Source organism: Halomarina oriensis, assembly GCF_009791395.1.
Lineage (GTDB): Archaea > Halobacteriota > Halobacteria > Halobacteriales > Haloarculaceae > Halomarina > Halomarina oriensis.
Window position 1 is genome coordinate 731,900 of record NZ_WSZK01000015.1, and the last position, 13,283, is coordinate 745,182.

At 69.8% G+C, this 13,283-nt stretch carries 11 protein-coding genes and 1 pseudogene; 6 read left to right on the forward strand and 6 right to left on the reverse strand.

Annotated features, from left to right (window positions below):
- The first annotated feature begins 87 nt into the window (after positions 1-87).
- The gene (locus tag GQS65_RS10370) at positions 88-1,506 is read left to right on the forward strand and encodes an MATE family efflux transporter (protein WP_158204672.1); all 1,419 of its coding nucleotides are present in this window, start codon (positions 88-90) and stop codon (positions 1,504-1,506) included.
- A gap of 31 nt (positions 1,507-1,537) precedes the next feature.
- Here GQS65_RS10370 and GQS65_RS10375 read toward each other — a convergent pair whose 3' ends face one another.
- The 3 genes from GQS65_RS10375 to citZ all read right to left on the reverse strand — a co-directional run bounded on the left by GQS65_RS10375 (position 1,538) and on the right by citZ (position 4,260).
- The gene (locus GQS65_RS10375) at positions 1,538-2,053 is read right to left on the reverse strand and encodes a VTT domain-containing protein (protein WP_158204524.1); all 516 of its coding nucleotides are present in this window, start codon (positions 2,051-2,053) and stop codon (positions 1,538-1,540) included.
- A 142-nt stretch (positions 2,054-2,195) separates the two neighbouring features.
- Positions 2,196-3,023: a hypothetical protein gene (locus tag GQS65_RS10380; protein WP_158204525.1), complete on the reverse strand. Its 828-nt coding sequence runs from the start codon at positions 3,021-3,023 to the stop codon at positions 2,196-2,198.
- 100 nt (positions 3,024-3,123) lie between these two features.
- Positions 3,124-4,260 carry a citrate synthase gene (citZ, locus tag GQS65_RS10385; protein ID WP_158204526.1) on the reverse strand — a complete coding sequence of 379 codons (1,137 nt, stop codon included), beginning with the start codon at positions 4,258-4,260 and terminating at the stop codon, positions 3,124-3,126.
- A gap of 133 nt (positions 4,261-4,393) precedes the next feature.
- Between citZ and GQS65_RS10390 the strand changes: the two genes are divergently transcribed.
- A complete protein-coding gene (locus tag GQS65_RS10390) occupies positions 4,394-5,617 on the forward strand; it encodes a potassium channel family protein (RefSeq protein WP_158204527.1) in 1,224 nt (407 codons plus the stop codon).
- A 46-nt stretch (positions 5,618-5,663) separates the two neighbouring features.
- Here the strand turns inward: GQS65_RS10390 and GQS65_RS10395 are convergent, their stop codons facing one another.
- Positions 5,664-5,969, reverse strand: a complete 306-nt coding sequence (locus GQS65_RS10395; RefSeq protein ID WP_233265070.1) for a DUF7536 family protein — start codon at positions 5,967-5,969, stop codon at positions 5,664-5,666.
- Positions 5,970-6,138: 169 nt separating this feature from the next.
- Between GQS65_RS10395 and GQS65_RS10400 the strand changes: the two genes are divergently transcribed.
- From GQS65_RS10400 to GQS65_RS10410, 3 genes and pseudogenes are all read left to right on the forward strand, one after another.
- Complete coding sequence (locus GQS65_RS10400) at positions 6,139-7,095, forward strand: succinylglutamate desuccinylase/aspartoacylase family protein (RefSeq protein ID WP_158204528.1); 957 nt, start codon at positions 6,139-6,141, stop codon at positions 7,093-7,095.
- Between the two features lie 80 nt (positions 7,096-7,175).
- Positions 7,176-8,265, forward strand: a pseudogene (locus GQS65_RS10405) (threonine synthase).
- 145 nt (positions 8,266-8,410) lie between these two features.
- Complete coding sequence (locus tag GQS65_RS10410) at positions 8,411-9,856, forward strand: extracellular catalytic domain type 1 short-chain-length polyhydroxyalkanoate depolymerase (RefSeq protein WP_368280045.1); 1,446 nt, start codon at positions 8,411-8,413, stop codon at positions 9,854-9,856.
- A 9-nt stretch (positions 9,857-9,865) separates the two neighbouring features.
- Here GQS65_RS10410 and GQS65_RS10415 read toward each other — a convergent pair whose 3' ends face one another.
- Together GQS65_RS10415 and GQS65_RS10420 are read right to left on the reverse strand one after the other, a co-directional pair.
- Positions 9,866-10,510, reverse strand: a complete 645-nt coding sequence (locus GQS65_RS10415; protein WP_158204530.1) for a DUF192 domain-containing protein — start codon at positions 10,508-10,510, stop codon at positions 9,866-9,868.
- A 76-nt stretch (positions 10,511-10,586) separates the two neighbouring features.
- On the reverse strand, positions 10,587-11,945 hold the full coding sequence (locus GQS65_RS10420; protein ID WP_368280046.1) for a TiaS agmantine-binding domain-containing protein: 1,359 nt from the start codon (positions 11,943-11,945) through the stop codon (positions 10,587-10,589).
- 226 nt (positions 11,946-12,171) lie between these two features.
- Between GQS65_RS10420 and GQS65_RS10425 the strand changes: the two genes are divergently transcribed.
- Entirely contained in the window at positions 12,172-13,182 is a 1,011-nt protein-coding gene (locus tag GQS65_RS10425) for a transcriptional regulator (RefSeq protein ID WP_158204531.1), read from the forward strand.
- Positions 13,183-13,283 lie beyond the last annotated feature (101 nt).

Consider the following 13,283-nt stretch of genomic DNA (forward strand, 5'->3'; position numbering starts at 1 on the left):
CGTGACGTGTCGACAGGCAGCGTGGCTCGGGGCTGGCGTGGGCTGGTGAGCGTCTGGAGACGCGTGTTCGGCCTCGCGTGGCCCGTGATGGCCGAGCAGACGTTCCGGACACTGATGCGCACCACCGACATCGTCGTCACCGCCGCCATCTCACCGGTCGCCGTCGCCGCTATCGGCCTCGCGGACCTCTACGCCCGGTTCCCGCTGTGGGTCGGTCTCGGGATGGGCGGCGGGGCCATCGCGCTGTCCAGCCAGGACACCGGCGCGGCAGACGCCGGGGACGCAGGGAGCGACGATGGGTCGGAGCCGGGAGGGGACGACCCCGACCGGGCGACGAGCACCGTCGAGGAGACGACCACCGACGCGACGACGCGGGCGGCGGCCAACCGCGACCAGGCCATCTCGACGGCCGTCGTCCTCGGGGCACTCCTCGGGGTTCCGTTCGCCGCCTTCGGCGTGCTGTTCGGGGAGCAGGCCATCGCGCTCGTCGGCGCACCGGCCGACGTCGCACGACAGGGCGGGCAGTACCTCGCCATCGTCTTCCTCACCGCGCCCGCGAGACACGTCTCGCTGGTCGCCGCTCGCTCGCTACAGGGCACCGGCGACACCCGCACCCCGATGTACGTCAACGTCGTCGCCAACGGCCTCAACATCACCGCGAGCGCGGTACTCGGCCTCGGCCTGGTCGGCGTCCAGCAGTACGGCATTGTCGGCGTCGGGGCGGCCACCGCCGCCGCGAACGTCCTGACCGCGAGCGCGCTCTGTCTCGCCTTGCTGACCTCGTGGTCCGACGCCAACCTCGTGCTCCCCTCCGACCCCGTCGTCTTCCGCCAACTCGTCACGGTGAGCGCGCCGAGCGTCGCCGAGGGCCTGCTCTCGACGCTCGCGGAGTTCCCGTTCAACGCCATCCTGCTCGGGTTCGGCACGGAGGTCAACGCCGCCTTCCAGGTCGGCCGCCGGGTCTACCAGCAGGTCACCAGTCCGCTCGGGCGTGGCTACAACGTCGCCGTCAGCGTCGTCGTCGGGCAGGCGCTCGGCCGTGACGACGCCGCCGACGCCCGCTACCTCGGCTGGGCGACGACGGCGCTGGGCGTCTGTACGGTCGGTGTCATCGGCCTCGTGCTCGCGGTGTTCGCTCCGAGCCTCGTCTGGACGTTCACCGACGACCCCGCGACGGCCCGCTACGCCGTCGACTTCGCGCGAGTCTACGGCCTGACCGCGCCGTTCCTCGTGAGCTTCACCGTCCTCCAGGGGGCGCTCCGGGGAGCCAGCGAGACGCGCGTCCCGCTGGTCGCCCGCACGACGGGCATGTTCGGGTTCATGGTCGGGTTCACCTACCTCGCGGGCGTCGTCTGGGACTACGGCGTCCTCGGCGCGTACGCCGGTCTCGCGCTGAGCTACGTCTGGATGGCGTTCGTCGTCGCGTCGAGTTTCCACCGTGGGGACTGGGCCGGACGCGCGACCCGGATGCTCGCCGACCGTGGCTCGACGGCCGACGACGACTGAACCCGGCCGAGAGGAGGACGGTGACGACGGCTCAGACCAGCGCCATCGCGCCGCCGACGAGGCCCGCGACGGCCAGCAGTCGGACGATGGTCCCGACGAACGCCGCGAGCGCGAACTTCACGTAGTTCATCTCCAGCACGCTGAACGCGTAGATGATGGCCGTATCCGGGAGGAACGGGATGGCCAACCCGACCCCCAGTCCGAGGTAGCCGTAGCGTGTCGCCACCTCGGTCACGGCTCCCTCGCGGAACGAGAGCAGCCTCGGCTGTCCGTCGAGCAGTCGGTCGAGCACCCCCGTGCGTGCGCCGTTGCCGACTCGGAGGGCGAGCAGGCTGCCGCCGGCCTTCCCGATGCTGCTGGCGACGACGAGCAAGGCGAGTTCCGTCATCGGGTCGAACCCCAGGTCGAGCGGGATGGCGAGGACGAGTTCACCGGGGAACGGGAGAATCACCGCGACCAACAGCGAGTACACCGCCGCGACCAGGAGGCCGAGCGGACCCGTCACCTCGTGGATGACTGCCTCTATCACCTCGGGAACGGGAATCATGAGTAGAGGAGAGCGTCTCCGCTGCCTAAGTCGAGTGGCTATTAGTATTAGCCCGAGTCCGTCGTCCGTTACGACCGTAGCGTGGTTGGATAATCAAGTGACTCGGCCGGCCTCGCGGCCCGCGACGGTCGCCGCCGCCCGGTCAGGGACCGGACCCACGTCCGAGGACCGCGAGCGGGCCGAGTTCACCCTCGACCCAGACGACGACGCCGACGACACTGGCCCGACGGCGTGGCTCGAAGACGTACCGGTCCGTCGTCCCGTCGGGAAGCGTCCCCACGACGCGGTACCGCCGCAGGTGCGTGACCGCGTCCTCGAACGTGACCGTCTCGCCCGCGTCGACGGTCACCGTCTCGCTGAAGACACGCTCACCGGTCGCCTCGTCGACCACCGTCACGTCGACCCGTCTGGCGACGTCGTCGTCGTTCTCGACGCTGACGGGGAGCGACACCGACTGCGGGACGACACGCCACAGCGGCAGCACCGCGTTCGACCCGACGCCGACCAGTGCCGCGAACGCCAGGACGACCACCGCAGTCCGGAGCGTGAGCACGACCGGCGGCGCATCGGCGAGAAGCACCAGCGACCCGTACTCGGCGACAGCCAGGACACCGAACGCCAGGAGGTAGGCCGGCCAGAAGACGGCCGGCGGCGGTCCCTTCAGGTCGCCGACGGTCGGGTCCGCGACGAACAGGAGATAGTCGAGAGCGAGCAGACCGAGCGGGAGTACCGTCCCGAACGCGACGAACAGCGTCGCCGGAACTGCACCGACCAGCCACAGGCCGCCGAAGACGTACGCGACGATGCCGACGGCCCCGGTGAACGAGGACGAGATGTCGACCGGGAACTCGTCGTGAACGACCACCGCCGTGGCGACCTGAACGGCGAGGTAGCCGAATCCGGCGAGCACGCCGAGCGCGACCGACCGAGGTGTCGAGGGGAGCGCGAACGTGAGCGACGCGGGGAGCATCGTTCGTCGTGCGGCGGCCGGAGGCAAAAACCGTTCTGCGGAGGCGGGCACCGTCGGCACTCACCGGGTGACGAGGAGGAATCGAGACGGAGGGTCGAGGTTACCGCTCGTCGAGCGGCGTGAATTCGGCGTCCTTCTCGCCGACGTAGCGGGCACGCGGGCGGATGAGGCGGTTGTCGTCGTACTGTTCGAGGACGTGGGCGACCCACCCCGAGACGCGGCTGATGGCGAAGATGGGAGTGTAGACGTCGATGGGGATACCCATCTGGTAGTACGTCGAGGCGGAGTAGAAGTCGACGTTCGGCGCGAGGCCCTTCTCCTCGGCCATGTACTCCTCGATGGTCGAACTCATCTCGAACCACTTCCGGTCGCCCGCTGCCTCGCCGAGTTCCTCCGAGCGCTCGCCGAGAATCTTCGCACGGGGGTCCTTGACGTTGTAGACGCGGTGGCCGAACCCGGCGACGCGGCGACCCTCGTCAAGGGCGGTCGTCACCCAGTCGAGGGCGTCCCGGTCGGAGCTGTCGACCTCTTCCAGCATCCGCATCACGTTGGCGTTCGCGCCACCGTGGAGACTCCCCGAGAGCGTGCCGACGGCGCTCGTCACGGCCGAGTGCATGTCCGCGAGCGTGCTCGCGGTGACCATCGCGGAGAACGTCGAGGCGTTCAGACCGTGGTCGGCGTGGAGCACGAGCGCCATGTCGAACGTCTCGGCGAGCACGTCGTCGGGTTCCTCGTCGTTGAGCATGTAGAGGAAGTTCCCGGCGTGGCTCAGGTCCTGCCGTGGTTCGACGGGGTCGGTCCCGTTGCGAGCGCGGGCGAACGCCGCCAGTGCGGTCGGCAGTTTCGCGGTGAGGCGGCGGCCCTTCCGCAGGTTGGCCTCGTAGTCCGTCGGGTCCGCGTCGGCGTCGGGGTCGTACGCCGAGAGGTGGGAGGCGACGGTCCGCATCGCGGCCATCGGCTCCTCGTCGGCGGCGGCGAGTTCCTGCGTCAACTCGACGATGGCGTCGTCGACGACACGCTCCTCGGCCATCGCGTCGGCGAACGGTTCCAGTTCGTCGGCGGTCGGCAGTTCGCCGTGCCACAGCAGGTAGACGACCTCCTCGAAGCTCGCGTCGCGGGCGAGGTCCTCGATGGAGTAACCGCGGTAGACGAGTTCGCCGGCGTCGCCGTCGATGAACGAGAGTTCGGACTCGGCGACGAGAACGCCTTCCAGCCCCTTCTTGAGTTCGTCAGCCATAGACAACGCTTCCCGAGGCGAGTCTAAAAGGATTGTTATACGGGGAAATCGCGAGTCGCGTGCGAGGGCGGCGCCGTCCCCGAGCGCCGACACCGGAGGCAACCCTTTAGCTTCGGGCGATTGACTCGGGAGTATGAGCGAGGTGGCGTACGAACCGGTGTCGGTCAAGGAGGTGCTGGCGGAGATGAAAGACACCGCCGAACTCCTCATCGACCTGTCGTACTCCGCCGTCCTGCTGGGGAGCGACGACATCGCCGAGGAGGTACTGGAACTCGAAGGCCGGATGGACATCCTCCAGATGAAAGCCCGGATGAGCCTGCTGATGGCCGCTCGCAGCCCCGAAGACGCCGAAGCGCTCGCACCGGTGCTCGGCGTCGTCGGGGCCGCCGAGAAGATATCGGACGCGGCGGGCGACATCGCCAAGGTCGTCATGGAGGACATCGGCCTGCCCGAAGCGATGCGGGCGGCGCTGCCCGAAGCCGTCGAGACGCTCGTCCGTGCCCGTCTCGACGAGTCGTCGACGCTGGCCGGCCAGCGACTCGGCGACCGCTCGCTGGAGACCACCACCGGCGTCCGTGTCATCGCCGTCCGCCGCGAGGGTGGGTGGCTGGTCGCGCCGGGGTCGGAGACGCGACTGGAGGCGGGCGACGTGTTACTCCTCCGTGGTCCCGAGGAGGCCGTCGGCGAGGTCTACACCGAGGCGACGGCCCGAGAGTTCGTCCCCGCCGACGCCCCCGAACCGGCCATCGACGACCTCGAACGCGCGGTGGACTCCATCGTGCTGATGAAGAACATGAGCGAACTCGCCGTCGACCTGGCGTACGGCGCGGTGCTGTTCGACTCCACCGACGTCGCCGAGGAGGTACTCGAACTCGAAGCCGAGGTCGACGCCCTCCAGTCGCGGTTCGAGGCGTGGACGCTCCAGGCGGCCGCCCGCGTCGAGGACCCCGTCTCGCTGCGCGGACTCGTCCACCTCGCGCGGGCGACGGAGGTCATCTCCGACGCCGCCCTCGAAATCAGCGAAGGGGTCCTGCGAGGACTGGGCACCCACCCGGTCGTCGAGGAGGCCGTCCGCGCGAGCGAGGAGGTGATCGTCCGCCTCGTCGTCGCGCCGGGCAGCGTCCTCGACGGCGCGACCCTACGCGACGAGATGGTCGGCACCGAGACGGGGATGCGCGTCATCGCCGTCCGCCGGGGCGAAGAGGAGGGTGCCACGATGCAGGGACGGTTCGGCCGCGAACGCGGCGAGTGGGTCGTCTCGCCGCGGGCGTCGACGGAACTCCACGACGGCGATACTATCATCGCCAAGGGGACGGCCGACGGCGCGGCCCGACTGTCGGAACTCGCCGGCGAGTAGCGCGGTTCGGAGCGAGCGACACGACCGGAGCGAGGCGTCGGCCGACTCAGAGGTCGCGCGCTTCCCTGACCGCCGAGCGAACGGTCAGGCCGACGGTGACCAGCAGGGCGACACCGACCGCGAGGACGAACGCGAGCAACAGGAAGTACCACGGGCCGGCGGCGTCCGGGGCGGGACCGAGGAGTTCGAACACGCGGACGGCGTAGACGAGTGCGGCGAAGACGACGCCGACGCCGACGCCGATGCGAGCGTTCCGTGGGACGTCGAGCGTCGTGACGAGGGTCGCCGCGCTGGGCCGTTCCGGAACCGTCTCCCCGGGCGTTCCGGGGGCCGGGTCGTCTGACTCTGCCACGCGTACCGGTTGGAGCGGCGCGCTCAAAGCGTCTTCGTGACGGCGGTGTCGGAACGGGGGGTCGGCGGCCGAACGTTCGACCCTCGCGGTCCGAAACGGACGTTCGGTCGCGGTACGGGAGTTCCGAGACCGAACTGCATAAGAGCGTGTGCGTTCCGCCTAGTGGTATATGACCACGCTCGGTACCGCGACGGCCGCGCCCGGGGAGTTCTCGACCGGGCGTCTGCCCGTCGGGGAGGCCCGCGACGGCAGCGAAGTCGCCCTCCCGGTCGCGGTGCTCAACGGCGCGCGCGACGGCAAGACGCTCTATCTCCAGGCCGTCAGCGACGGCGACGAACTCAACGGTGTCGGTGTCCTCCAGCGTCTGATTCCCCGACTCGACCCCGCGGACCTCGCCGGCCAGATTCTCGTCGTCGGTATCGTCAACCTCCACGCGTTCCACGTCGCCGAGCACCGCAACCCCATCGACGACACGAAGATGAACCGGGCGTACCCCGGCGACCCGAACGGCACCTCCTCCGAGCGCATCGCCGCGGCGACGTTCGAGGCCGCCCAGCGTGCGGACGTCGTCCTCGACCTCCACCAGGGGTCGACCTCCCGGATGATCAACGAGACGCGCGTCCGCTGTGGCCCGCGTCACCGCCTGCACGACGACTGTCTCGAACTCGCGCGGGTGTTCGACGCGGGCTACGTCCTCGACCAGAAGGGACCCGACGGCCAACTCGCCCGCGCCGCCCCCGACGAGGGCATCCCGACCATCGACCCCGAACTCGGCGGGGCGGTCGGCTGGGACGAGGAGTCCATCTCTATCGGCGTGCAGGGCGTCGAGAACGTCCTCGTCCACTACGGCTTCCTCGACGGCGAGACGAGCCACGGCGAGCAGACCCGCGCCAGCGGCTTCGAGCAGTACGGCGCACCCGCCGGTGGCCTCGTCTCGTTCCGCAAGGACCTCGCCGACGAGGTGTCGCGGGGTGACCCGCTGTTCGACGTCACCGACCCGTTCGGCGCGGTCAAATCGACCGTCACGGCCGACTCCGACGGTATCTTCTGGCGGACCCGTCGCCTGCCGCAGGTTGCGACCGGCGAGTACGTCTGTTCGGTCGGAACGGACGTCGACACGGTCTGAGTTCGTCGTCGGACCGCGACGAACGCCGCCGGCGTTCTGCAACCGCAATTCTCACCACACCGCCACGCGGAGCCTCGTTCATGCTTCGCTGTCCGGCCTGTGGCGAGGAGTTCGAGGACCGCTGGCGCTGTGTGTGTGGGCACGCGCTCGACGTCGCCGACCCGCCGCGACCCGAACCGTACACCCCGGACGCCCGCGAGGGCCTGTGGGCGTTCGCCTCCTTCCTCCCGGTGGAGCGTCGCGTCACGCTCGGCGAGGGCTACACCCCGTTGACCGACGCCCCCCCACTGGGACGCGACGGTCAAACTGGAGTACGTCCTGCCGACGGGGAGTTTCAAGGACCGCGGCGCGACGACGACGCTCTCGCGGGCGCTCGACGTCGGCGCGGAGCGGGTCGTCGAGGACTCCTCGGGGAACGCGGGGGCGGCCATCGCCACCTACGCCGCGCGGGCGGGCCTCGACTGTGAAATCTACGTCCCCGCCTCGGTGACGGCGTCGAAGGTGCGAGCAATCGAACGCGCCGGGGCCGACGTGGTCCGTGTCGAGGGGACCCGGCAGGCGGTCACCGACGCCTGTATCGAGGCCGTCGAGTCCGGTGCCGGGTGGTACGCCAGCCACGCGTGGAACCCCGCGTTCTTCGCGGGGACGGCGACGTTCGCCTACGAACTCGCCCACCAGCGCGACTGGAACGTGCCCGACGCCGTCGTCCTCCCGCTCGGTCACGGGACGCTCTTTCTGGGTGCGTACCGGGGCTTCGAGGCGCTCAGGGCGGCCGGCTGGACCGACTCGGTACCGCGACTGCTCGGCGTGCAGGCCGTCGGCTACGACCCGATCGCCCGCGAGTTCGAGTCGAAACGGGGGGGTTCGGGACGCGACGACGTGACGAGCGGGGAGGACACGACGAACGACGTCGCGGACGGCATTCGGATTCGTGACCCCGCACGTGGCGACCAGGTTCGGGCGGCTATCGAGGCGACCGGTGGCGACTGCATCGCCGTCGACGCCGCGGCCACCGAGCGCGAACTCGACGCGCTCCACGAGCGTGGGTTCTACACCGAACCGACGTGCGCCGTCGCACCCGCCGGCCTCCGCGAGTACCGCGAGCGTGGCGTGCTGAGCGGCGACGAGGACGTCGTCGTCCCGCTGACGGGGAGCGGCCTGAAAGGGTAGTCCGGTCGAACACCGGACGGCGTAGCTCGACGGCTACCGAACAATCGTTCTCTGATTCCGACCTACAGTTAACATGTTAACCTAGAGAAACTGTACCCTGGGTGCGTTAAATCCAACTGTTATGTCAGATGTAACCAGGCGTAACGTGCTTCGGACGCTCGGGGCGGCGGCCGCGACGAGCGCAGTAGCGTCGACGGCGACGGCGGCCGCAGGGTCGTTCACCGACCAGCGCTACGACGGACGCCGCTACAAGCGGTACGTCCCGAGCGGGTACGACGGGAGCACGTCGACGGCGCTGGTCGTGATGCTCCACGGCTGTACCCAGACGCCCGGCGGGTTCGCCAGCGAGACGCGGATGAACGAACTCGCCGAACAGGAGGGGTTCCTGGTCGTCTACCCCGACCAGACCAGCAGTGCGAACGCCAACGAGTGCTGGAACTGGTTCGAACCGGCCCACCAGCAACGTGGGAGCGGCGAACCCGCGCTCGTCGCCGGGATGACCCGAGAGGTCGTCGACGGGTTCGAGGTCGACCCCGAACGGGTCTACCTCGCGGGGTTCTCGGCGGGCGGTGGGATGGCTCCCATCATGGGTGTCACCTACCCGGACCTCTACTCGGGGATCGGCGTCCACTCGGGACTGGAGTACGATGCGGCGAACAGCCTCACCGAGGCGACGACGGCGATGAACTCCGGTGGACCGGACCCCCAGCAGAAGGGGACGCTCGCCTACCGAGACATGGGGAGTCGGGCACGGGTCGTCCCGACGGTCGTCTTCCACGGGACGAGCGACTACACCGTCGTCACCCGGAACGGCCACCAGGCGGCCGAACAGGCGACCCAGACCATCGACCTCGCGGCCGACGACACGGACGACGATGGTACCGACTACACCGCCGAGACCACCCGCACCGAGCAGTCGGCGGGTCACAGCTACACCGTCAGCGAGTACGCAGACGAGAGCGGGACCGTGGTCGTCGCCAAGTACATCGTCGACGGGATGGGCCACGCCTGGGCCGGCGGCGCGTCGGGCGGCGCGTACACCGACCCCGACGCCCCCGACGCGAGCGCCGTCATGTGGGAGTTCTTCGAGTCGAGCGACGGTGGCGATGGAGGCGGCGACGGCGGTGGTGGCGATGGGGACGACGGGACGAACGACGCCCCGGCCGCCAGCGTGACTGCGAACCCCACGACGGCCGCCGTCGACGAGTCGGTGACGTTCGACGCGACCGGGTCGACCGATTCCGACGGCACCGTCGCCAGTTACGACTGGTCGTTCGGCGACGGGGCGACGGCGAGCGGTGCGACCGCGAGTCACGCCTACGGGAGCGCGGGGAGCTACACTGCCACCGTCACCGTCACCGACGACGCGGGAGCGACCGACAGCGCGAGCGTGACGGTCACCGTCGAGTCGACGGCGGGGTACTGCGGGACGGCGACGAACTACGCCCACGGGACCGCCGGACGGGCCTCCCAGTCGATGACGGGCGCGTACTACGCCGAGGGCTCGGACGACTACATGGGGTTCCCGGCGTACTCGTCGACGCTGAAAGAGACCGCACCCGGCTACTTCGAAGTCGTCCAGAACTGCTGAGTCACGGCGTCAGTCGTCGACGGTCGTGTTCAGTCCGGAGAACTCGACCCGCGTCCCCGGTTCGATGCCCGTCTCGTTGGCGAACCCACGGTTGACCTCGACGACGTACTGCGCGTCACCGTCGCTGCTGTACGACCCGTAGTCGGAGGAACCCTCCGGCGGAACCGATGCGTGACGAACGTTGAGGACGGTGCCGTCGGGACCGACGAAGATCATGTCCAGTGGGACGAGCGTGTTCTTCATCCAGAACGTTCGCCGGTCGGCGTCGGGGTAGACGAACACCATCCCGTGGTCGGCCGCCAGCGACTCGCGGTGCATCAGGCCATGAGCGCGCTCGCTGTCGTTGTCGGCGACTTCGAGCGTCACCGTCGCCAGCGTCTCGCCGTCCCCGACGAACGTCGCACTCGGACCGACGGGTGTGTCGGTCGGGTCGGTGGTCGTGTTCTGGCCGGGGGTCGCCTCGGCCGTCGTCGTTCCGTCGCTCGTCGCGGTGGCCGTCGGGTCGGGCGTCGGTGTGGGAACCTCCGTCGGTGTGGCGGGTGGAACCGTCGTCTCCGTGCTGGCGGCGTCTTCGGCGAGACCGAGACACCCCGAGCACGCGAGGAGGACGGTCAGCGCAGCGAGGAGCGCGGCCGTTCGTGTCGTCCGGACCATACCGTTCGACGGAGCGGGAGACACTTCGCTGTTCTGTCGTCGGGACGCTCTCTCGACCCGCGGGGCGGGACCTCGACTACCGTTCGGGGTGGGTCGGCGCGTCGAACCCACCTCTGACCAGCGGTTTGGCGACGTGGCGACGCGCACACGGCGGCACCTCGTACCACCCCGGTTCGAGGTCGCGGTCGAGAGAGCGCTCGACCTTCCCGTCGGTCCGGGTCGAACAGTCCCGGCAGCGATAGCCCTGATTCCGCCCGGCGCTCTCCATCCGTCGAGCGCAGTCGGGACAGTCGGGGACGACCAGTTCGCTCGTTTTGAGCCCTCTGACGGCGAACTTCTCCAGTTTGACCGTCCCGTCGCTCACCTCGCCACAGACGGTGAGACGGTCACCGGAACGGAGGGCGCGCACCCGGTCGCGGAACCGCTTGGTCGGTTCGAAGGCCGCACAGCGGAGGGTCGTACGGTCGTCGCCGGGGTCGGCGTCGGTGTGACGCTCGTCGGCCGCCGCGAACGTGAAGAAGACGTGGCCGCCGCGACGCGTCTCGGGCGTGTCGACGACGTTACCGTCGAGGCGATATGCACGGCCGGCCAGCGCGTCCGCGACGGTGCCCTCGCGGAGGTGGGCGTCGGTCCCCTGGTTCGTGAGGAACGTCTCGCTGGTGGCGACCGGTTCGCTCTCGATGGCGGCCGCGACGTCACGGGTGGCCGCGGCGTCGTCGCCGCGAATCCCGTAGAGGACGGGACCGGGCGTGTGCGGGACACAGACCGGTTCGTGTTCGCCCCGGTCGACGGTGTCCCAGACGGTCGGGTACGCCGCCTCGGCGGCGGCGAACACCGACTCGGTGTCGACGTCGCGGGGCGTCCCCCACCGCTCGCGCTCGCGGTAGGCGACGTGTTCGGCCGTCCAGTCGCCGAAGACCGTGTCGTCGGTCCCGGTGTCGGTGGAGTCGTCGCCGTCGAGACCCGCCGCCCACGCGCCGACGGCGGCCAGCGCACCGATGCGTCCACGGCCGTCGCCCCACCCCTCGGCGAGGAACCCCGCGTGGTCGAGCAGCGTCTCGGCGTCGGCGATGGCGAGGTGGTCGCGGACGGCGGCGCGTGCGAACCGAACGACGGCGTCGTGTGGGCCGACCGTCGCGTCGGGGTCGCCCGCGGCGACGACCAGTCCGGGGTTCGTGTTCGGGTCGGTGGCGACGGCCGCGCCGTCGACTTCCTCGCGGGCGACGGCGAACGCCTCGTCGGGGGCCACGTCGGTGTGGACCGCGAGCGCGGCGTTCCCGCGGGTCTTGTGTTCGACGGCGGGGTTGAGTCGGACGAGCAGGAGGCGCTCGACGGTGCCGCGTTCGCGCAGTCGCTCGGCGATACGGTGGGCGACGTAGGTCGTACACATCCCCTCCTCGCGCGAGTCGGTGTCGTCGAGGCCGATGACGGTCACGCGACTCCTCGGCGGCCGAGCGGGTAAGCGCTTTCGTCACGTGCGAGAGGGCCGCGGGCCGCGGGTCGGACGGTGAGACGAACGCGGGCCGAACCGCCACCCGAAGCGAGCGCCAGCCGGCCGTCCTCGGGCACTTAAATCCGGCACGGAGCGGCGCTGAAATCGCCGGACGCGAGGGACGGTATTGACACAATATATATATGTGGACAGGCGCTTACCACCAGCTATGTCACGGACTGCACTGGTCGGAAACGTGACGGCGATGCTCGCCGACGCGGGCTTCCTCGTGAGCGACCGGTGTGCCGTCCGTCCGAAGAGCTTCGACGTCGCCGCGCGCCGACGGGACGACGTCATCCTCCTGAAGGTGCTCGGCAACGTCGACTCCTTCGACGCGGCGACCGGCGCTGAGATGCGTCGTCTCGGGACGTATCTCGACGCGACACCGCTGGTCATCGGCCTCCGGACGCGTGACGAGGACCTCAAACCGGGCGTCGTCTACTTCCGCCACGGCGTCCCCGTCCTCTCGCCCGACACGGCGATGGACCTGTTCATCGAGGGGGTCCCGCCGCTCATCTACGCCGCGCCCGGTGGGTTGTACGTCAGTATCGACGGCGACGTGCTCGCCGACAAGCGCAAAGAGCGCGAGTGGTCGCTCGGCCAACTCGCCAGCGAACTCGGCGTCTCCCGACGCACCGTCTCGAAGTACGAGAGCGGGATGAACGCGAGCGTCGAGGTGGCCGCCCGCCTCGAAGAACTGTTCGGCGGCGCGCTCTCGAACCCCGTCGACGTCTTCGACGACGAGGACCTGAGCGACGCCGACCCGATGCCCGAGGACCCCGAGGCCGACCCGAACGACGAACCGCTGGTGACGGTGTTGACGCGCGTGGGCTTCGACGTCCACCCGACGCTCCGCTCGCCGTTCAAGGCCATCAGCGAGGACCGCGAGGCCGCCGCGAACGGCGGCGACCGTCGGTCACGGAGCGACGACGACGAAGTGGGGACGATGCTGACCGGCCACTCGACGTTCGACCGGACCGCCGAGAAACGCGCACGCATCATGAGTTCTGTCGGGGAGGTGACCCGCACCTCCGCCATCTACGTCGTCGACCGGGCCCGCCGGGACAGCGTCGACCGCACGGTCCTCATCGAACAGGACGAGATCGAGAACATCGAGGACACCGAGGACCTGCGCGAACTCATCCGGACCCGCACGGACCGCTCGGAGTCCGAAGCCTGACGAGGGACGGAGTCGCCCTCGCGGCGACGACCCCGTCCAGCCCCGCCGATCGCCCGGTTAACGACCGACCGCGACCCGTTCGTCGCTACATACCTATATCG